Below are 21725 nucleotides of genomic sequence, written 5' to 3' on the forward strand. Positions count from 1 at the left end.
AAAGGCCAGCAATCGCTGACCTTTTCAAACCGAACTAAAAGCTTACTTACCGTGGTTTTCAGCCAGGTATAACCAAGTTTCAACAACGGTATCCGGGTTAAGCGATACCGAGTCAATACCTTGATCTACCAGCCATGCGGCAAAGTCTTCATGATCAGACGGGCCCTGGCCGCAAATCCCCACGTACTTACCACGTTTCTTAGCGGCCTTAATGGCCAGAGAAAGCAGGGCTTTAACGGCATCATTACGCTCGTCGAACAGATGCGCAATCAGGCCGGAGTCGCGGTCAAGACCTAACGCCAGCTGCGTCATGTCGTTTGAGCCAATCGAGAAACCATCGAAAATGTCGAGGAACTGATCTGCCAGCAAGGCATTGGAAGGCAGTTCACACATCATGATAACGCGCAGACCGTTTTCGCCCTGTTTGAGGCCTTGTTCTCCAAGCAGTTCAATAACCTGACGACCTTCTTCTACGGTACGAACGAAGGGGATCATGATCTCAACGTTCGTTAAGCCCATTACATTACGTACCCGCTTAATGGCTTCACATTCCAGTGCAAAGCAATCGCGGAAGTCTTCAGATACATAACGGCTGGCACCGCGGAAACCCAGCATTGGGTTTTCTTCGTCCGGCTCGTACTGGTAACCACCCACCAGATTGAAGTATTCGTTAGACTTAAAGTCAGACATCCGAACAATCACTTTCTCAGGCGAGAACGCAGCACCAATGGTTGAAATACCTTCTACCAGTTTTTGAATATAGAATTCAGTCGGCGACTCGTAACCGGCAATCATATCGCTGATTTCTTCTTTCAGCTCATCAGGCTGTGTATCGAAGTTCAGCAGCGCTTTAGGGTGGACCCCAATCATGCGGTTAATAATAAACTCCAGACGAGCCAGACCAACGCCTTTATGGGGCAAGCGGGCAAAATCGAATGCACGATCCGGGTTACCCACGTTCATCATCACTTTGGTTGGTGATTCCGGCATGGAGTCAATCCGCGAGGTTGTGACATCAAACTCCAGTTCCTGGTTGTAGATAAAACCGGTATCGCCTTCAGCACAGGAAACCGTAATCGAATCACCGGTGCTGATTGAATCGGTGGCGTTACCACAACCGACTACGGCAGGAATGCCCAGTTCACGGGCAATAATTGCGGCGTGACAGGTACGGCCACCACGATTGGTTACAATCGCTGAAGCCTTTTTCATAATCGGTTCCCAATCCGGGTCTGTCATATCGGTAACCAGCACATCACCGGCCTGGATTTTGTCCATTTCATCAATGGATGCCAGTACTTTAGCCTGACCCGCACCAATCTTATGACCAATTGCACGGCCTTCACACACAATACCGGCAGAGCCTTTCAGTTGGAAACGCTCAATGCTTTGCGCGTCTTCACGACTGCGTACTGTCTCAGGACGCGCCTGAACGATGTACAGCTCGCCGTCAACACCGTCTTTGGCCCACTCGATATCCATCGGGCGGTCATAGTGTTTTTCGATAATCTGGGCTTGCTTAGCCAGCGCCATAACTTCGTCGTCGGTTAACGAGAAGGCTTTGCTGTCGGCCGGGTCAATATCCACGATAGTGACCTGATTACCATGACTCTGATCTTCAGAGTAAATCATTTTGGTTAATTTGCTGCCCAGGTTACGGCGCACGATAGCTGGCTTGCCGCTGTCCAAAGTAGGCTTGTGAACGTAAAATTCGTCTGGGTTAACTGCGCCCTGCACCACCATTTCACCGAGGCCGAGAGAACTGGTAACAAAAACCACGTCTTCAAAGCCGGATTCGGTATCAATAGTAAACATAACACCTGATGAGGCGATATCACTGCGCACCATTCGCTGTACGCCGGCAGACAGCGCTACGCCTTTGTGGTCGTAACCCTGGTGCACACGATAAGAAATTGCACGGTCATTAAACAGTGAGGCATATACGTGCTTCACCGCAACAATTACAGCATCATAACCTTTCACATTCAGGAAGGTTTCCTGCTGACCTGCAAAGGAGGCATCGGGCATATCTTCTGCAGTGGCTGAAGAGCGCACTGCAAATGAAGCCTCGTCACCGGCATCCCCTTGTAGTGTTACAAACGCTGAGCGGATTTCTTCTTCGAGTTTGCCCTGGAAAGGGGTATCGATAATCCACTGACGAATGTTCTTGCCGGCTTCGGCCAGCGCTGAAACATCGTCAACGTCTAATGAGTCGAGCACTTCATGAATTTTAGCTTCAAGTCCGCTTTGCTCTAAAAATTCATTAAACGCGTAAGCTGTTGTTGCAAATCCTCCCGGTACTTTTACACCCGCGTTCGCCAGGTTTGAAATCATCTCACCTAACGAGGCATTTTTACCGCCAACACGATTAACATCGTGCATGCCTAACTCTTGATACCAAAGTACGTATTCTTGCACTTTACAGCCTCCAGCTTGTCACTTTTTCTTTACGCTCACTCAAATGTGAACTTGTAGGGTAGAGGTCAAACCATCGCTGAAAGTAATTCAGGCTAGCTTTTCCATAGGGAAATTCTAAAATGCCGATTATAAGAAAGTAAAATTTTATTTCATTTCGTAATAAATTTACGACAAAGTTAAGGAGTTGTTGTGCGCACAGCATTTTACATTTCGGACGGTACTGCCATTACAGCAGAGGTGTTTGGCCACGCTTTATTGTCACTTTTCCCTACAGAATTCAATCACAAGACAATTCCTTTTGTTGAAACTGAAGAACAGGCATATGCGGTAATTGAAAAAATATCTGAAAGTTTTCAAGATACCGGGCAACGCCCGCTCGTTTTTTATACAGTAGTAAACCCGGATGTTCGGCGAGTTATCGCAAGATCTGTGGGAATTAACTACAATTTTCTCGACCAATTTGTGGCGCCGCTGGAAAAAATTATCGGTGTACCGTCAAAACCAGAAAAACATCGTACCCACAGTATTCACGAAAAAACTTACGATATTCGTATTGAAGCAGTTAACTATGCGCTGGCCAATGATGACGGCTCAAACCTTAAAGATTATAAAGAAGCCGATATTATTTTAGTCGGTGTTTCGCGTTCCGGCAAAACGCCCACCAGTTTGTATCTGGCCCTGCAATATGGAATTAAAGCGGCAAACTATCCGTTCACCGAAGAAGATATGGGGGATATGCTCAAACTGCCCCCGGCTTTACGCCAGTTTAAGCAAAAACTGTTTGGCCTTACCATTGAGGCATCACGCCTAAGCCAGATCCGCTCTGAGCGACGGGCCAACAGCCGGTATGCATCTATACAGCAGTGTCGTATGGAGCTTCGTGAGGTCGAAAACCTGTACCGCAAAGAAAAAATTCCTTTCTTAAACAGTACCAAGTTTTCCATTGAGGAGATCTCAGCAAAAATCCTCGCTGAGACCGGCCTACAACGTCGTAAATACTAGTCGCGAAAGCGCTTAAGTAAAGGGCCTAAGTGCCCTTCAAATGGCTGCCAGCGCCCCTGCCCTTTTCGATTAATGGGCTGGCGTACCTGTTCCGCACTGGGGGTTTTAATAAGCCGGTCAGTCTGGTGAAAATCCAGGCACGAAGGTTCGAATGGTACGCCAAGATAATCCAGCATACGCTTTACCTGACCGCTCAGGTCATCCAGCACATCTTCATGTTGCACCCGCAATATCTCGCCGGGTAACACCTTATCCCAATGGTCCATAAGCTTTTCATACGCCTGATAGTAGCGGGCGACTTCTTCAAGCCCATAGGAAAACTCCTGCCCTTCGCCAAACAGTTGTTTGAAGTTGCTGAAGCAACAATCCATGAGATCACGGCGTGCATCAATAATTTTAGCATTGGGTAAAATGCGTTTTATGAAACCCACATGCATAAAGTTGTTCGGCATTTTATCGATAAAGAACGGTGCACCGCCCCGGTAATAGCGGGTTTGCTGGATATACTGCTTGCCCAGCTGATAACACTGCTCCGGCGTTAATTCGGCAAGTGAATACGGATAAGGTTTACCGCTGCTGCTAAGCTGCGCTCCCACCGACGAGGCAAGACTGAGGATATTATGCAGTTCCATAGTACCGTCGATATCACTGTGAGATGCCAGGATCTGCTCCAGTAAGGTTGAACCCGCACGGGGCATACCAACAATAAAAATTGGCTCAGGTGACGGAAAACCACCGGTCATATTGGTGAACAGAGTACGTTCACAGGCGTCTGTTTGTGCCGCCATAGCCTCTTCAGTGCGGCTAATGTCATAGCCGGTTGAAATCAGCTTTAACCGGTTGCCCTTATCGTAATAATGAAACGATTGATCAAACTGGCCGGCATCTTCAAACCCTTTGCCCAGAGCAAAACACAGGTGGATTCGGTCTTCAACACCCATTGAAGACTCGGCTTCAATGTCGGCCATGCTCTGCAAAGCCTGCTCGTCAAATCGATAAGACTTCATATTAGCGAGGCTCCAGTATGCATCACCAAACTGTTGATGATAGTGGGCCGCTTTCAGATAGGCTTCGATGGCCTGGTCTTTATTACCCGTGGTTTTATAAGCATGGCCCAGAGCCAGCCATACACCAGGGCGGTCCTGATCGGCTTCCAGCAAGGTGCTGAATATAGCAATGGCATCACCGGTTTGATTAATACCCAGTAACGCATTGGCTTTCGCCATCAGGATCTGCAGATTATCCGGGTAGGCCTCAAGTTGCTTGTTGCTGATTTCAACCACCCGCTGATGCTTGCCGAGCTTGGCCAGTAGTCCAAGGTAAGCGATGACAGCTCTGAGGTTATCCGGATAGAGTTCGACACAACTTTCCAGTAAAAACTCAGCGTCGTGATACACCTTGAGCTGAATGCCCAGCTCTGCCAGCAGTAACATCCCTTCCGGATGATGCTTGTGTTGTTGTAAGAACTGCCTACACACGGTTTCGGCCGTGGCCAGTTGCTTTTCATACATCAGATCGTAGGCGCCCAGAATAGGAGGCGGTAACTGTTCCAGATAAGCAATATGCTGCATCGCCAGCTGTTCAGCATCGTTATCCTGATGCTGACGGTAAATCTTCAGCAGTTGTTTCCAACTGGTAATTAAAGCGGGATTGTAATGCGTCGCCCTAAAAAAGGCACTGGCCGCTTTATCCTGCTGATTGAGTGCCAGGTAATTGTAGGCCTGCTCCTGATAAGCACGCCCGTGTTCAGGGCGAAGATTTAACAATTCATTCAGTTCCTGCAGTGCCTGAGTAAACTGGTTTGCCAATCGCTGTGTTACCGCCGATAAATAAAACAGTTCTATACGCAGTACAGCCGGAAGCTCTGCTGCTTTTAAAGCGTTTATCTGTGCCATGGCGGCGGAAAGGTTTTTGGCTTGTAGCGATTGCCTGATTGCCTGAAACTGGTTTGAGAAATCTTGAGTCATAACGGCTGCTGTATTTTTAACGGACGACGAAAAAGGCAGGCTTACGCCTGCCTTTTAGCTCTTATATATTATGTATTAATATCAGGTATTAATAATAATCGAAAGAGAAACGTACACCCATTGTGCGAGGACGGTTAGTGACCACCTTCGGTGTGAACTGCTGGGTGTCGATGTTGAGGATAGCTGATTCATCGAACAGGTTGTCGATAAATAACTCTACTTTCCAGCTGTCATCAGACATACCGACAGATACGTTACTGATCACGTAGCTTTCCTGTACATAACGTCCACCGCGGAACGCGTTACCGTCTGCATCAGTAAAGGTAGCGCCTTCATACACTGCGGCTTCGTCTTCGATTTTAAGGCCTGAGCCCATACCGTAAATGTGACGGGTCGCGTCTTCCATTACGTAAGCGTCCATTACCATGCCGGCTAAACGGTCGCCGGTGTAAGCAACAGAGGCATTCACAAAGCCTTGTTGGCCGCCATCCAGCTCGAAGTAATAACGTGCATTGATGTTACCAGAGAAGGTGGCTGTGTAAGGCAGTTCGCTACCTACACCGGCCGCAATGCCTTCAAGTTCCGGATTAACACGAGTCAGCTCAGTATCGATCACGCTGAAGGCTGCATTAACGACTAAGTCATCGGTTGCCAGCCAGGTAATGTCGGCGTCTAAACCAGTGATCTCTGCATCACCTACGTTGTCGGTGAATACCAGGAAGCTGATATTAGTCGGGTCGAAACGCGAGGTTTGTAATTCGCCGATCTCTGAGTAATAAGCCGTTGCGTTAATCCGCACGATACCGTCTAAGAAGTCACCTTTCATACCCACTTCGTAGTTATCCAGGGTATCGGTAGTCGAGTACACCGGAATACGGAAACCTTCAAACGCACCAGACTGGTTGTTAGAAAGGCCACCACCTACACGGTTGGTTACCGGTGGACGGAAACCTTCTGAGTAGTTAGCGAAGAACAAGACGTCATCGCTCATTTTCCAGTCGAGACCGAACTTAAAGATGGTGTCGTCCACAGTGAGCACGCCATCGGCACCCAGTTTATCGACTTCCAGCTGACCACTGGCAATTGCTGCGGCTACTGCAGCCGGGTCGAGGCCAACGGCTGCCAGTTCATCCGGGTCCATTGAGCCAAAGGCTTTAACACGACGGGTTACATCAACGGTAGTGGTTGAACCGGTGTAGATATCATCAATCTGGTACCAGCGTGCACCTAAGCTCGCGGTTAAGGTATCAGTGATGTCATATTCCATCTGACCGAATACGGCAATCTGCTCAATTTTATGAGTAATGTCGTTAGCAAAGCTGATTTCTTCAGGGAATGGACCGCCGTCACTGTTGATACCTTCATTGCCCACCAGGGTGCGCTGCAGGTTATCAAAGCCGAAGGTCGTCATTTCGGTGTTAGCAATCTTAAACTGACCGACTGTAGCCACTTCCTGTTCGTCGTAGAACAAACCTGCAGTGATACGGAATGGCGCATCGAATTTAGTATCGATACGGAATTCGTGAGTCATGCGGGTGCTGGTAGTGTCTTCTTTGTAGTATTTAACCGGGTCCAGACAGCGAATATCGGCTGGATTATCCGGCGTATCGTAGTGGTTACACAGGTAATACGCTGAGAACAGACCACCGTTGGTGTAGCCGGTATAATCCGTTACCGTGTCGATTTCGCGATCTAAGTAACCACCGGTATACACTACGTCCAGTTTGTCTAAACGACCGTCTACGGTCCAGGTAGTTAAGCCAAACTCATCTGAGTTTTCATCGGCCTGGAAACGAATTGCCTGGTCTTCTGCCACGGTTGGGTCGTAAGCAAATACGCCTTCAGTATCCAGCGACTGCTGAGTGTGCTGAACCAGTAAATCCCAGTCTGAATTAATGTGGTAAGACAAACCAAAACGGGCACCGGCATACACCGCGTCGTTAAAGTCATCTTCAACATGCTGGCTGTTGCGTGGTGAAACCACAGCGGCCGTACTTGGCGTAATGCCGTTGTTTACGATACGACGAGAGTCCATCTCAGCCGGATCGGCACCGTAACCGGCCAGCGCGCCGCCAGAAATACGGTCGACAACCACGGCACTGCCGATGTAACCACCGTTACCCGGATCGTTTTCGATGTTATCAATCCAGCCGCCCTGCTTGTCGTTATAAGCGACAACACGTAAAGCCAGATCATCAGTTGGGGTGATATTAATGTACGCCTCAACCGTGTTGCTCATTTCGCCGCCTTTGGTGGTGGCGATAGCGGTGTCAAAACCGGCAGCAAAACCGGCGTGGTCCGGCTTACGGGTAATTAACCGTACGGTACCGGCCTGTGAGCTGGCACCAAACAGAGTACCCTGTGGCCCCGGCAGAACTTCTACACGCTCAACGTCAGTAGCGAAGATATCCAGGTTACGACCGGCCATGGAAACCGGCATTTCGTCCTGATAAAAGGCTACGGAAGGCTGCAGTGCCTGTACCGATGACAGCGTGATGCTTGACTGGGTAGTCGCCGCACCACGGATATAAATTTCGTTCTGGCCAGGGCCGGTGCCCTGGAAAACAACGTTAGGTAAAAATTCTACGTAATCCTGGAAGTTGTCGATACCCATGTTTTCCAGAGCATCGCCACTCAGGGCAGATACTGCTACCGGCACGTCCTGAATAGATTCAGTGCGCTTGGTGGCAGTGACTTCGATGGTTTCAATAGAAGCCTTTGATTCGCTTGCCTGGGCAAGCACGCCATTAGATGCTAGCGCAGCAATCACTGCACAACTAAGGTGTGTTTTTCTCATAGAACGATGTTCCTACTTTTTTTGAAGTGAGCTGAATTATTTATTGTTAATTGTTTCTTATTGCAGTATAGCCTAACAGAAATAAAAATAAATTTCTGCACTAACTAATAAACGGCGAATAATTGGGTGTTAATCGGAATTTCTCTACGTAAATCAATATCAGCAGGATCAACCTTTTAATTCCACACTAATTATTAGCAAGAATGTGTTTTGATGAATCGATTTGCTGTATATTGTACGTAAATTGTTTTATTTATCTTTCAATAACAGGATATAACTTGAGTCAGACAACTACGCCCAAGCACGAAAATCCGGCACCAGCCAAGCTAAATAAACCTGTATTTTACACCGCCTCCGGCGCAATCCTCATGCTACTGTTGTTTGCAGTAGCCATGCCCGAAACCGCTGAAAACCTGTTTGCATCCATGCAGGGAACCGTAGTGGATAACGGCAGTTGGTTTTACGTATTCACGGTTGCCACTATCTTAATCTTTGTGGTGTATATCGGGTTCTCTGAATACGGCGAAATCCGCCTCGGCCCCGATCACGCCAAACCTGAGTTCACCATTCTTACCTGGCTGTCGATGCTGTTTGCAGCCGGCATGGGTATTGGTTTAATGTTTTTTGGCGTGGCAGAGCCGATTATGCACTTTATGGCACCGCCTACCGCCGAGGCCAACTCGGTGGAAGCGGTAAAAGAAGCCATGAAAACTACCTTTTTTCACTGGGGGCTCCACGCCTGGGCTATCTATGCCGTTGTTGCGCTTGTTCTTGGCTACTATGCTTTCAGACATCAGTTACCCCTCACCCTGCGTTCTACTCTTTATCCGCTGATTGGCGATAAGATATACGGCTGGCCGGGCCATGTGGTTGATATTCTGGCTGTTACCGCCACTATTTTTGGTATCTCTACGTCATTGGGTTTTGGCGCCAGTCAAATCAATGCGGGTCTGAGCTATGTGTTTGGTATGCCCAATACCACGTTTACCCAAATGGCACTGATGATGTTTGTGGTAGGGTTAGCCATCATATCGGTGATGACAGGTTTGGATAAGGGGATCCGCCGTTTATCCGAAACCAACATGATTCTGGCTGTAGTGTTATTACTCTTTATCCTGGTACTCGGCCCGACAGTATTCCTATTACAGGCATATCTGCAAAATACCGGCGCTTATATGTCGGACATTGTGCGCAATACTTTCAACCTGTTTGCCTATCAGAAAACCGACTGGATTGGCGGCTGGACCATCTTTTACTGGGGCTGGTGGTTAGCCTGGGCGCCTTTTGTGGGATTATTTATTGCCCGGATTTCCTTTGGCCGCACCCTGCGCGAATTTGTTCTGGGGGTACTGCTTATCCCAACGGCTTTCACGCTGTTATGGATGACGATCTTCGGTAACGCTGCCATTGATATGGTATTTAACGAAGGCTTCGATAAACTGGCAACCATGGTGAAAGATGATACCTCGGTGGCTCTGTTCGTCTTTTTAGAACATTTCCCATTCAGTGGCTTTATCAGCATCATTGCCCTGTTGATGGTAATGGTTTTCTTTGTGACCTCGTGTGATTCCGGCGCCATGGTAGTTGATATGTTGTGCTCCCATGGTCGTAACGACACGCCGCTGTGGCAGCGTGTATACTGGGCGGTAGGCGTTGGATTGGTGGCGGCAATTTTACTTTATGCCGGTGGCCTGAGTGCCTTACAAACCATGACCATTGTTGCTGCACTGCCATTTTCGATTATTCTGCTGATTGCCATGTACGGGTTACTGAAGTCATTGCGTATTGAAAAACACAAACGTGACAGCCTGGCAATCACTGCAATGCAGACCGCAGTAGTAGAGCACGACAAGCCCTGGAAAGAACGCCTCGGCGAAATTGTAACCTTTCCTGACGAAAAGAAAGTATCGGGCTACATGCTACGCGTGGTCTATCCCGCATTACACGAAGTGTGCGAGGAATTTAATCGTCGTCAATACGATGCGAGCTTACAATCCAGCGAGACACACGTAGAACTTACGGTACTGGTGAATGGCCAGAATGACTTTACCTACGCGGTGTACTTAACGGCAACGCAACAACCCGACTCTACGCTGACAAACGAAGTGCCGGTGGACGGGAGTAACATTCAAACGTATTATCGCGCCGAAGTTCACTTGTCGGAAGGTGGTCAGGATTACGACCTGATGGGATGGTCAAAAGACGGCGTGATTAATGATGTACTGGATCAGTTCCAGAAACATCAGCACTTTTTGCATCTGCTTAATTAATGCATTCAGGAGTATGACTATTAATGCGTAAAGAAGAAGAATTACTGGTAGCGTTACGACGTGTAATACGGGCGGTAGACTTACGCAGTAAACAACTGAGTAAAGACGTGGGCATTACCGGCCCACAGCTACTCGTATTACAAAATATCGCAGCGAAACCAGGCATTATGGTAAAAGAAATCGCAGACGGTATTAATTTAAGTCCGGCAACGATTACCAATATTCTTGATCGGCTGGAATCCCGTGATTTAGCGCACCGTATTCGCAGCACACAGGACAAACGTAAGGTTGGCGTTTACCTGACAGAAGCTGGCGAAAAAGCCGTTTCAACGGCGCCGCGTCCCCTGCAGGAACATTTTGTAGAGCGCTTTAATCAGTTGGCCGAGTGGGAACAGAGTCAGATGATAGCAACCATGCAACGTATAGCCGCGATGATGGACGCTGAGTCGATTGATGCTTCTCCGGTTCTGGCGGTTGGTACACTCACCGAGCGCCACGACTAACTACAGACAGCCGCCATCAGCACATAAAAAAAGGCCGGTATTAATTGGCCTTTTGTTTTTCTGCTTTTAGCGGGTTGAGCCGGCCGCCGGTAACTTTATCGGCCCGCCCTTCCTGAATGGCTTTTTCGGCCCGGCGTTTACGCACTTCTTTTGGATCGGCAATAAGCGGCCGGTAAATTTCGATGCGATCACCGTCCTGTAATTCAACCGTGGGTTTGCAAACACGATTCCACACACCAACCTTGGCAGTTTTTAAATCAATCTCGTTGTGAATATCAGTAATGCCAGACGCCAGGATCCCCTGCTCCACGGTAGCCCCTTTCGGAACCGTGAGCTCAATTAACGACTGTTTGGCCGGTGTGGCATAGGCCACCTCAATATTAATGGGTTCTTCCATCAGGCGTACACTACTTTTGCTCGTTGAGTAAATGCGTTGACCATGCTCGCAGCAAGCGAATTAAACACTTTGCCAAACGCCAGCTCTATCATTTTACTTTTAAATTCAAACTGCAGGCTAAGTTCAATTTTACAGGCCGACTCTGATAACGACGAAAACGTCCAGCCGCCGCTTAATTGTTTAAACGGCCCATCTACCAGAGTCATACTGATACTCTGCGCGGGGGTAAGCACGTTTTCTGTGGTAAACCATTGCTTAATACCCGCTTTAGACACCAGTAAAGCAGCCTGCATGGCATTGCCCTGTTGACTGACAATTTTGCTATCGCTGCAGCCGGGCAGAAACTCAGAGTAAGACTCAACATCATTAACTAAATCAAACATGGATTGCGCACTGTAGGCAACCAGTGCGCTGCGCTGTATTTTCGGCATACGAATTTTGTACTCCTGCAAGTTGCCGCTGAGTTTATCATAAAATCTATTTTGAAAATAAGCTGTTGTGGCTCACTTTGCCGGCCTGGAAATTTTTACCGCCCAGCGCAGGAAATACGAGACAACATTTATGTAATCAGTATAATAGCGGCCATGAAGAAAAATAAATCCAACTCCTCCAGCAGCGGTACTATCGCGCTCAACAAAAAAGCGCGCCACGATTACCATCTCGAAGACAAAATGGAAGCCGGCATTGCTTTGCAAGGCTGGGAAATTAAAAGTATTCGTGATGGCAAAGTAAATATCACCGACAATTACGTCATCATCCAGAATGGCGAGGCGTATCTTGTAGGGGCTCGTATTACACCGCTTAATCAGGCCTCAACGCACGTTATATGCGAGCCTGAGCGCGCCCGTAAACTGTTACTCAATCAACGGGAAATAGACCGATTAATTGGCGCCCGTGACCGTCAGGGGTACTCCATTGTTGCCACCGCCATGTACTGGAAGAAGTGCTGGGTGAAACTGGAAATTTACCTCGCCAAGGGTAAACAATCCCACGACAAACGCGACACCATTAAAGACCGTGACTGGGAGCGTCAAAAAGCCCGGGTAATGAAGCATAAAGTGTAACAATATTCTGAATAACAGGGTGCCAGCGGCACCCTGTTTTGTATAGACCTATTGTAAGGTTTGCGCAAACCACTGCGTAGTTAGTTGCAGCAATTGTTCGTCTTGCCCTGCCTGCTCATTAAGCACATTAAATATGTGGCTGGCGTCTTTTATCACTGTGGCCTGCGCCGGATAAGCCTGAGTAGCGTTGATTAACCGTAAGGCATTTTCAGCAGGTACCACTTTATCGGCACTGCCCGCAATGGCCAGCAATGCTCCGCTATAATCAGCCATATTCGTGAGTGATTTATTGGCCTTTACCTGTTCAAACCATTCCAGCGAAATATCCAGTGATGATCGCCACGAGTACTCCTGGGTAACATAACCTTGCTTTGTGGCCTGTTGGTAAAGGTTGTCGAATAAAGGCCGAAACGCACTCACTCCATCACTTGCCACTGACGACCAGGCAACAAATGACGTGAACACCGGCGACTCAGCAATCAGCAACTGCGCAATTAACCCGCCCTGGCTAAACCCGACGATCCCCAGCTTTTGCCCATCCACCTGCGGTTGACTTTGCAGGTAGCTGAGCGCTACACCTGCATCACGTACCGCACTGTTAAGCGTGTAGTAGCGATAGCTAACCGGGCTATCGCCGGTCCCCGCAAAATCGATGCGTATAGAAGCCACCCCCACCTTCGCCAGTGCTGCGGCCAGGCGGGAATAGAGGTTACCCACTTCATTTTTATGCGACGCCGTGCCATGTAATAACACCACGGCAGGCACTGCCTGAGCAGACTCCGGCACATTCACAATGGCAGGAATATCATACTCACCATTCGATAACCGTAATGACGACTCCCCCGCCCCCACACCCGTTGCTATAACACTAAGCACAACGGCAATTAGCCATACTTTCATGAAAAACACTCCGGAAAACAGATAAGTATATAACTTATCATGAAAAGAGCCTGAGCACCGGCACGATGTCTTAGATTCAATATTACTTAACCCTTCATTAAATTTAATTAAAACTAAAACGCAAATGCTATTGATTCCCATTTACATAACTGGTTTAATTCCTGCGATTTTTATTCTTAGGAGCAGGTAGTCGTTATTATGTTCACGAAATCCCCCGTCGCACTCGGATTATTAGCCTCATTATCTTTCGCAGCACAAGCTGCAACCCCCAACGATATTGAGCACGTTACTATTTTTGGTAATTCGCAAGCAGTAGAGACTACACCAGGCAGCGGTATGGTTATCGACCAGGCTTACCTGGATGATTTTGCGGTAAGTGACATTATGCGCGTGCTAACCAAAGTGCCCGGGGTATATATTACTGAAGAAGATGGTTACGGCTTACGCCCTAACATTGGGATGCGTGGAAACTCCGCCGACCGTTCAGAAAAAATCACGATTATGGAAGATGGCGTACTGGCAGCACCGGCTCCCTATGCCAGTCCGGCCGCATACTACTTCCCTACCATTGGCCGCATGAGCAGCATCGAAGTGCTAAAAGGCGGGTCCAGTGTATTATATGGCCCCCGTACTTCGGGCGGTGTGATTAACCTTTTAACCACACCTATCAGCGACAACAGTTTTGCTACCCGGCTGGATGTCTCGCTGGGCTCAGACGGCTACCGTAAGGCCCATGTACTGGCCAGTGGCAGTGAAGGACGTGTAGGCGCATTGGCAGAAGTGTACCACTACGGTGCCGACGGCTTTAAAAACCTGCCAACCGGTGATGAAACCGGTTTTAGTAAAACGGACGTCACCACCAAAGTCGGCTTTGAACTGGATACCGCCGGGAAGCACTATATTGAAGCTAAGCTGAAGTATTCTGAAGAAACCTCAGATGAAACCTATCTGGGCATTACTCAGGCAGACTTCAACAACACGCCATTTGCCCGTTACAGTGCATCAGTGCTCGATGAAATGTCTACCGACCATAAGCTGATTAACCTGAACTACGTATACAACATCAGCGACAACAGCACGTTAACCATGACCGCTTACTACAATGATTTTCACCGTAACTGGTATAAAGCCGACCGGGTGAATGGCCTTAGTCTGGGCAGCGGTGCTGAAGAAGCAGCTTCTGCATTTGATGCCGGCTTAAGTGCATCTGATACGCTGGATTTTCGGGTTAAAGCCAATAACCGAAACTACCTTTCACAGGGAATACAGGGTGAATACGTACTCTTTACCGGTGGTCATCAGATCAAGGTAGGCGCGCGGGTACACAATGACGAGATGGACCGTTTTCAATGGGTCGACAACTATCAGCTTGATAGCGACTACGTTATCAGCACACTGGATGCTGGCATTCCGGGGACCGACTCTAACCGCATCGACAGCGCCAATGCCCTGAGCGCTTACGTGCACGATACCTGGGAATACGGCAATCTGACCGTATCCGGCGGCTTGCGTTATGAAGATGTGAACCTCGCTCGTGATGACTGGGGTAAAACTGACCCACTGCGTACAACCGATCCGGCAATGCGCCGCAACAGTGTATCGGCCGTGCTACCCGGCATTGGCGCCACCTACCAGTTAAGCGATGATTTATTATTGTTAAGTGGTGTGCAAAAAACTTTTGCGCCACCGTCACCCGGTAATAACAACGCCGAAGAAGAGGAAGGCTGGAACTACGAAGCCGGATTACGCTACTCTGACAACCTCAGCCGTATTGAGCTCATCGGATTTTACACCAACCTGGATAACCTGCACGGTAACTGTACCGCCAGCCAGGGCTGTGACAGCGACTTAATTGGCACTCAGTACAACGCCGGAGAAGTTGACATTAAAGGAGTTGAATGGAGCTACCAGGGCAATTTCCCGGTTGCATCATTCACAGTACCGGTAAACCTTAACTACACCTATTCCACCGCCGAATTTAAAGAAAGCTTCGATTCAGAGCTGGACGCCTGGGGCAGTGTTGAAGCGGGTGATGCCCTGCCTTATCTGCCCGATCATACTCTGCAATTTGAAACCGGCGTTCGTCAGGATAACTGGCAAGTGCTGGTAGCCGTAAAATATACCTCAGAAATGCGTATTCAGGCGGGTAATGAAGCCGTAACCAGCACCACCGGTATACCTTCGAGGACACTGATGGATGTCTCGGCCAATTACATGCTGGATAATAAACAAACCGTTTATCTGGTAATTGATAACCTGACTGATAAAGACTATATCGCTACCCGTCAACACGGTGGTATTCAGGTAGGCAAACCCCGCACATTCCAGGTGGGCTATCGTTACCAGTTTTAATCCATCAGGGCGGTTTATTAACCGCCCTTTTTTATGTGCGTGGCGTTAATCCGGCTGCCGGTAAGCCCGCACAATATCAGCCATTACGGCAAGGCCAATCTCTGCTGGTGTTTTACTGCCAATATCCAGTCCAATTGGCATATGAATATGCATTAGCTGTTCGTCACTAAGCTGCCCTATCCGCTGTAAACGCTCGGCCCGTTTTGCCGACGTACGCTTAGATCCCATCACGCCAATATAAAACGCCTCAGTATGCACCGCTTCCATCATGGTGAGATCATCTACTCTGGGATCGTGAGTAAGCGCTACGACGGCCGTATGGCTATGCACGTTGTTGGGTTTCATAATGTAATCGGCCGCGAAATCCGGTACAAACCGGCAGCCCTCTATATTGCACAATGCCTGCTCGGCCTCACGGTGTTCGCAAATAATGACCTCAAACCCCAGTGACTGAGCGTATTGAGCGCAATATTCCGCCACTGGCGAATAGCCGGCAATAATTAAACGCCTGGCCGGGCCGATACGCAGCGCAACATGATGATTTGCCGATTGCCAGCTCACCGCAGGCGTGTGTTCGGTGACTTCAGTTAACCGGCTAACACCCGACTGTGTATCAACTTCGCGGACCTTTACATCCTTACCCTGCAGGCAATTCAGATAAGCTGCGAAGTGTAATCTCTGGTTCTCATCCGGAGTGATTTTCTCGACCAACACATCAAGAATGCCACCACAAGGTAAGCTAATTGCCTGCTGCCCGCCCTCCTCGCCATAGCGTACTGTTTGCGCAGGCGCATCAAACTCATTAGCACCGAGACGGGACAGGAAATCATCTTCCACACAACCACCAGACAGAGACCCCACCCAATCATTGCTGGCCGTTGCGGCAAATAAACTGCCTGGTTCACGGGGCGAAGAGCCCCAGGTGGCCAACACAGTACAAAACCAAAACGTTTTGCCCGTCTCCAGCCATTCATTTACCCGGCTTAACACCGAGACATCCATTGGTTGCATAATTCGAGAACTTATTAGTTTATCTATTGATAATGTAAGCAATTAAGCGAAAAACACCAACCTAGATCACATCATTACGGTAAATCCAGCGATAACCAGCACTTAGCTGCTCAGCAAAGCAGCAACCAGCGGCCATAAAGGCGTTTATATTTGTACTTCCCCCTTGAATAAGTTAGTATCCGCCCAATATTAAACAGTATGCAGAGGGCGTAACTCTCTGGTTTAATAGTAACGATCTCCGGGGCTGATTAGGATTCGACAGGATCTAGGAAGCTGGAGGTGCATGCAGAGGAGCGGTTTGCCTCTTAAAAAGCCGCATTTAAATAGTCGCAAACGACGAAAACTACGCACTAGCCGCTTAATACCCGGCATAGGCCCTTCCACCTAAGCTTTGTTTGCTAGCCAGGATTTTGGAAGGTCATATAAGTAAACTAGCGAGGGAAACTCTCCTGAGGTTGAACCGCGAAATAGTATCAGGACAGCTACCAGGAACCCTGTTTGTCGGGGTCTAAAGTAGTTAAATAAAAGACAAACTAAGCATGTAGTACCGAAGGTAGACATTTTCTGGACGCGGGTTCAAATCCCGCCAGCTCCACCAAACAGATGGCGTAACTGAGTAAAATCATAAAGTTACGCCATTTTTCTTTCTGGTATGGCGTGTAGTGTCACGAATAGGTGTCACGAACATGTCATTACCATACCTCAGAAAAAATCGCGTAAACGTATATTCACTCCGCTTTAACTTTCCTCTCTATAGAACCGTAAAACACGAACTTTTACTTCGTGTTCAAAACAGGTCGAACAGGATAGTCTATCGCCAAGTTTGCATTAGCTTAGGTGTTCGCACTATCAGCGAAGCCAGAGAGCTTTATTTTCGAGTTATGAGCGACGCTCATTCAGTGCTGAATAGAACGAAGAAAGAGGTATCACTGATGTATAGTGAAGAACAACAACAAGCCGCGATAAAACAATTTAAGAATCAAGTTCAAGAATTAATTGAAGCTGCAAAAGATTCCACAGCTCCAGTTTGGATGGCCGATTTACGAGCATGGCAGTTAAGACAAACACAGAAATCACTGTTTAAGGCTATTAGCGAATCAGAAACAAACAGAAGCCAAGCAGCAAAGGAGTTAAGCCGAACTAAAGCTATTTTAGAAACAGTTTCTGCACCAATAGCCCCTGCTACTTCACTGTCTGCTCCGGTAACTGTAGCTGCCACGAAACATATTCTTCAAGATGAATTAGCGAAATACCTAGCCCATAAAAAATCTGACTGGAATAAACGATCGGCAATCCAGGCCGAAGCAAACCTGCTGAGATTTGTTGAGATTATCGGTACTGAAACAAATTGCGAAGACATAACATTTGACGATATCGAACGCTACAATACTGTAATGGCTAATTTACCTCCGAATGCAGGAAAATTGCGCCAAAAAGCAACTCTAACCACACCTGACGAAATTAGAGAATTCTGGGAGCTTGCCGCTACCGGGAATACCGGAACAAAGCTTTTGCCGAACGGTATAGAAAAACATTACAGCGTAGTAAGAGGATTTCTTAAGCGTTTATTTATCACCAGACGCACTGATAGCGATCTGGCAGCGTTATTAGTAATTAGTAAGAACGCTATCAAGAACACAAGCAAAAAACGCTCTACATTCGATACAGCGGCTTTGAATAAAATGTTTAACAGCTATATTTATTCAACTCATTTGAGAGTACGAGAAAACTCAAAGTCATTTCATTTCTGGGCTCCGATTATCGGCTTAACAACTGGAATGAGAATAGCTGAAATAGCTTCGCTAGAAGTAGCAGATGTAAGAGAAATTGAAGGTGTAATGTGTTTTGACTTAAACAAGAACTGGTCTGACAAAAACCTAAAAAGGACAGCGCCTGATAAATCAAAGAAAAATGAATCATCAGTTCGACTAGTGCCTGTTCCGGATGTTTTGTGGGATATAGGTTTAAAAAAATTAATCGGTAAAAGAAAGACTGGTTTACTCTTTAGCGAATTGAGATTGTCTGATACGAAAGGTTTGGGCAATCAAATCTCACGTTGGTTTAACGAGTATTTCCTGCGCTATGCAGGCATTGCAAAAACAACCACCAACGGCGAGCAACTAGTATTTCACTCATTGCGACATACGTTTACCACCCTATTAGATAAAACTATCGTTGATGGCAGCCCGCTAAAAGAAGAGCTTTCTCATTACGTTACCGGTCATACTTCAGGTAGCGTTCGCTCTACAGTCTACAATCACGGACAAAACATGGCTTATATCGCTAAATTTATGAACGCAATTGAATTCGGTATAGATTTAAGCCAGTTAAGTTATGAAAAGTTTCTTAAACGTACAGCGGATTAGTAGCTGTAAGAGTTACATATATTAAATTTGAAGGGTAAAATCGGGTAATATAACGTAATTCTATACCGTCAGATTAAGCCTGGGCTTCAGATATTACTGCTTCAATTATTGCATGTTTTTTTATTTAATATGCACTAGCGCAGACCCGACTGTCGCCAGTGTAATAACCTTCTTCTCGTAGTTATAAGCAGGACGAATAGCTATTGTATATGGACGTCTGGTTTATAAAGCAGTCGTTTCATATTCTGTCTCATGTAAACATAGAATATAGCTTTTCAGTAGAAACGAGTGTTACTATGAACTGCCGCTAATAAGCCTTTATATTTCATAAAGTTGGTACCTAGCAGGTTGTAGGTTCTCCAACTTCCAATATTTGGCAGATAAAATTTTTGAATAACTAGAGATAATTTATGAACCTTAATGTTGGTCAAATTAGCCTGATAGACCTTATGGGGCAGCTTGAAAGAAAAGAAGTAGTTATAAATAAGCAATATCAGCGGGGTTCTGGGCTGTGGCCCGACTCGGCACGTACTTATTTTATAGATACGATACTTGAAGGGTACCCTTTCCCCAAAATATATCTATATCAAGTATTTAATGAAAAGGCTAAGAGACCAATCAAAGAAATTGTAGATGGTCAGCAAAGAATAACAACGATACTAGACTTCATGAACGACAAGTTCACGTTGACCTCTGCCTCTAAAGAATATTCCGGAATGTGCTACAGCGATCTGGATGAGGATGTTCAGAACAGCTTTATATCATATCAGATAGAAACATCTATTATATTGTCCGCAACTCGTGCTGAACTTTTGGAAATGTTCCGCCGAATTAATGCATATACAGCCCCCCTTACAGCGGCTGAAAAACGTCATGCAACTTATCAAGGTGCGTTTAAGTGGTTCGTCGTCGAGCAAGCAGATGAATATGCACCAATTCTAGATCAGCTTGAAATTTTTACACCAAAACAGCTCTCGAGAATGCAGGATTCTGAATTTATTGCTGACTTAGTTGTGGTTTTAGAAAAGGGAATAGTTCAAAAGTCTGCAAAAACAATCGAAGATATGTATAAAGCCTATGATGACAGTTTTCAAATGGCCGGCCATTGTTCTAAAGTATTTGATGATTTCTTTAAGTTTCTTTCAGAAGATTTAAAGCCTCTTCATCAAACATTCATGATGAAATCCTATGTCATCCACTCCTTATTCTCTGCTTATGCTCACTGCAAATACGGAATACCCAATGGTGAAGAAATTAGTGGTTTAAAGCCAAAGAAAAACCTATCCATTGATCTCGGAGAGGTTGTCCGGAAATTGGAGGCTCTCGCTTCTGCGCATGAAGAGCAGGATGAAAACGGCCCTTATAGAGACTATGTCAAAGCATGCATGTCTAGCACGACTAAGGCCAATCAAAGAAGTCAAAGATTTAAAACATTGTGTGACGTGCTGGTGAGCTAACTTGTGTATCTAGAAAAAATCTATCGTGATTTTGATGCAAGGTGTGCATCTTACAATAGGAGAGTTCTTGATATTGTACATGGTACGTACAATGATTGGGAGTTTCGATACCTTACTGAAGTTCTCTTGTCCGATGCTTGGCAGTCTTGGTGCCGTTTTTGCCGACTTTTATACCTTTCATCATGCAGAGGTTGTATAGCTCGAGACGGAGGCTCGATCCAGCCAATCAACGAAGATAATTCATGGCGCAGATTAGGCTACGTTGCCAGCCAGAGACTGAGGAACAGAAATGTTACTCCGAATGGTCACTTGAACTTTGAAATGAGGAAAGAACCGACATGGGGAGATCTGGATGTCTTTATAAAAATTGCTCAAGATGTCCAGTTATCAAATAAAAATACTCTTCTAACCAGCTTTGGTAGTTTCTCATCATTGAAAAATATGCAACTAGTACGTAATGCGTGTGCCCACAAAAATGTAGAAACAATTTCAACTCTTAATGGATTGTCAAGTTCTTACAGTTTTTCCAAGCTAGATTTTGCCACTGACATTGTCTGGTCTGACGACAATAACAACGGAGTATTTGCAATCGACATATGGCTCTATGAAATGAACCTTATTGCTGATCTGTCGACAGCGACCGCATAAGGCTGATAAGGGCTGCGGGTGACAGGTTGTCCGCAGCTCCACTACACCCCATACTGAAGACATGCGTTATGCACTTTAATTCACTTGGATTTATCAAAAGGAACTTTCAAGCCAATACAAATTTTCCGACTGGCCAAAGCAAGGCATTCCAAATAACTCTGCTAGCGTTTAAGCAATTTATAGTGGTGAAAGCCTTCATTGAACATGCCTTAATTCTTTTAGTATTTTGAAGACTGACGTCTTGCCTACACCTGACTCTCGAACAATCTGAGCTGGTTTAACACCTTTAAGGTACAAATCTCTAACTAACGCCTTTTTGTCTTCTGCGAGTGGCGCACCGCCCTTATATACACCTCTGGCTTTCGCTTTAGCAATGCCCTCTAATTGACGTTCTTTACGTAAGTTTGTCTCAAACTCAGCAAAGACACCAAGCATATCTAGAAAAGCCTTACCAGCCGGTGTACTTGTATTTATGGGTTGCTCGGTAGCTTCGAGGCTCACACCACGATGCTTTAAGTCAAAAACGATATCTTGTAAGTCTTTAAGTGAACGAGCTAAGCGATCAACTCTTGT

Annotated in this window: 16 protein-coding genes and 1 other RNA gene; 9 read left to right on the forward strand and 8 right to left on the reverse strand. The window is 46.7% G+C overall.

All coding sequences use genetic code 11. The annotated features are described in order from the left end of the window. Nucleotides 1-42: 42 nt before the first annotated feature. The gene (ppsA, locus tag AC27IB_RS21390; RefSeq protein ID WP_296048335.1) at nucleotides 43-2418 is read right to left on the reverse strand and encodes a phosphoenolpyruvate synthase; all 2376 of its coding nucleotides are present in this window, start codon (nucleotides 2416-2418) and stop codon (nucleotides 43-45) included. Nucleotides 2419-2607: 189 nt separating this feature from the next. Here ppsA and ppsR point away from each other — a divergent pair, with 189 nt between their 5' ends. After that, nucleotides 2608-3420, forward strand: a complete 813-nt coding sequence (ppsR, locus tag AC27IB_RS21395; protein WP_296048331.1) for a posphoenolpyruvate synthetase regulatory kinase/phosphorylase PpsR — start codon at nucleotides 2608-2610, stop codon at nucleotides 3418-3420. Here the strand turns inward: ppsR and AC27IB_RS21400 are convergent. Both AC27IB_RS21400 and AC27IB_RS21405 read right to left on the reverse strand, forming a co-directional pair. Next, nucleotides 3417-5387: a tetratricopeptide repeat-containing sulfotransferase family protein gene (locus AC27IB_RS21400; protein WP_487123537.1), complete on the reverse strand. Its 1971-nt coding sequence runs from the start codon at nucleotides 5385-5387 to the stop codon at nucleotides 3417-3419. The genes ppsR and AC27IB_RS21400 overlap by 4 nt on opposite strands. A gap of 88 nt (nucleotides 5388-5475) precedes the next feature. Further along, on the reverse strand, nucleotides 5476-8184 hold the full coding sequence (locus AC27IB_RS21405) for a TonB-dependent receptor (protein ID WP_487123539.1): 2709 nt from the start codon (nucleotides 8182-8184) through the stop codon (nucleotides 5476-5478). Between the two features lie 278 nt (nucleotides 8185-8462). Between AC27IB_RS21405 and AC27IB_RS21410 the strand changes: the two genes are divergently transcribed. Together AC27IB_RS21410 and AC27IB_RS21415 are read left to right on the forward strand one after the other, a co-directional pair. After that, complete coding sequence (locus tag AC27IB_RS21410) at nucleotides 8463-10454, forward strand: BCCT family transporter (protein WP_487123541.1); 1992 nt, start codon at nucleotides 8463-8465, stop codon at nucleotides 10452-10454. Between the two features lie 23 nt (nucleotides 10455-10477). After that, nucleotides 10478-10957, forward strand: a complete 480-nt coding sequence (locus tag AC27IB_RS21415) for a MarR family winged helix-turn-helix transcriptional regulator (RefSeq protein WP_296050569.1) — start codon at nucleotides 10478-10480, stop codon at nucleotides 10955-10957. A gap of 40 nt (nucleotides 10958-10997) precedes the next feature. Here AC27IB_RS21415 and AC27IB_RS21420 read toward each other — a convergent pair whose 3' ends face one another. Then, complete coding sequence (locus AC27IB_RS21420; protein WP_487123543.1) at nucleotides 10998-11354, reverse strand: RnfH family protein; 357 nt, start codon at nucleotides 11352-11354, stop codon at nucleotides 10998-11000. Further along, nucleotides 11354-11785: a type II toxin-antitoxin system RatA family toxin gene (locus tag AC27IB_RS21425; protein ID WP_296050567.1), complete on the reverse strand. Its 432-nt coding sequence runs from the start codon at nucleotides 11783-11785 to the stop codon at nucleotides 11354-11356. The genes AC27IB_RS21420 and AC27IB_RS21425 overlap by 1 nt, the downstream gene beginning before the upstream one ends. A gap of 153 nt (nucleotides 11786-11938) precedes the next feature. On the opposite strand from AC27IB_RS21425, the gene smpB reads away from it, so the two are divergent. After that, nucleotides 11939-12418, forward strand: a complete 480-nt coding sequence (gene smpB, locus AC27IB_RS21430) for an SsrA-binding protein SmpB (protein WP_296050566.1) — start codon at nucleotides 11939-11941, stop codon at nucleotides 12416-12418. 48 nt (nucleotides 12419-12466) lie between these two features. Here the strand turns inward: smpB and AC27IB_RS21435 are convergent, their stop codons facing one another. After that, a complete protein-coding gene (locus AC27IB_RS21435; RefSeq protein WP_487123546.1) occupies nucleotides 12467-13318 on the reverse strand; it encodes an alpha/beta hydrolase family protein in 852 nt (283 codons plus the stop codon). Nucleotides 13319-13516: 198 nt separating this feature from the next. Between AC27IB_RS21435 and AC27IB_RS21440 the strand changes: the two genes are divergently transcribed. Then, a complete protein-coding gene (locus tag AC27IB_RS21440; RefSeq protein WP_296050561.1) occupies nucleotides 13517-15670 on the forward strand; it encodes a TonB-dependent receptor family protein in 2154 nt (717 codons plus the stop codon). Nucleotides 15671-15715: 45 nt separating this feature from the next. On the opposite strand, the gene AC27IB_RS21445 is transcribed toward AC27IB_RS21440, so the two are convergent. Continuing rightward, the gene (locus AC27IB_RS21445; protein WP_296050557.1) at nucleotides 15716-16681 is read right to left on the reverse strand and encodes an XdhC family protein; all 966 of its coding nucleotides are present in this window, start codon (nucleotides 16679-16681) and stop codon (nucleotides 15716-15718) included. Between the two features lie 240 nt (nucleotides 16682-16921). Between AC27IB_RS21445 and ssrA the strand changes: the two genes are divergently transcribed. The 4 genes from ssrA (at nucleotide 16922) to AC27IB_RS21465 (ending at nucleotide 21152) form a co-directional block, all read left to right on the forward strand. Beyond that, nucleotides 16922-17279: a transfer-messenger RNA gene (ssrA, locus tag AC27IB_RS21450) on the forward strand. Nucleotides 17280-17613: 334 nt separating this feature from the next. Next, nucleotides 17614-19047 (forward strand): site-specific integrase, encoded by a 1434-nt coding sequence (locus tag AC27IB_RS21455; RefSeq protein WP_487123548.1) that lies wholly within the window; start codon nucleotides 17614-17616, stop codon nucleotides 19045-19047. Nucleotides 19048-19457: 410 nt separating this feature from the next. Continuing rightward, nucleotides 19458-20504, forward strand: a complete 1047-nt coding sequence (locus AC27IB_RS21460) for a DUF262 domain-containing protein (protein ID WP_487123550.1) — start codon at nucleotides 19458-19460, stop codon at nucleotides 20502-20504. Nucleotides 20505-20825: 321 nt separating this feature from the next. Further along, on the forward strand, nucleotides 20826-21152 hold the full coding sequence (locus tag AC27IB_RS21465) for a hypothetical protein (protein WP_487123552.1): 327 nt from the start codon (nucleotides 20826-20828) through the stop codon (nucleotides 21150-21152). A 195-nt stretch (nucleotides 21153-21347) separates the two neighbouring features. Here the strand turns inward: AC27IB_RS21465 and AC27IB_RS21470 are convergent. Further along, nucleotides 21348-21725, reverse strand: a 378-nt coding sequence (locus AC27IB_RS21470; protein ID WP_487123554.1) for a recombinase family protein, incomplete at its 5' end; no start/stop codon positions are given.

Source organism: Alteromonas sp. 4NH20-0104 (genome assembly GCF_057547795.1).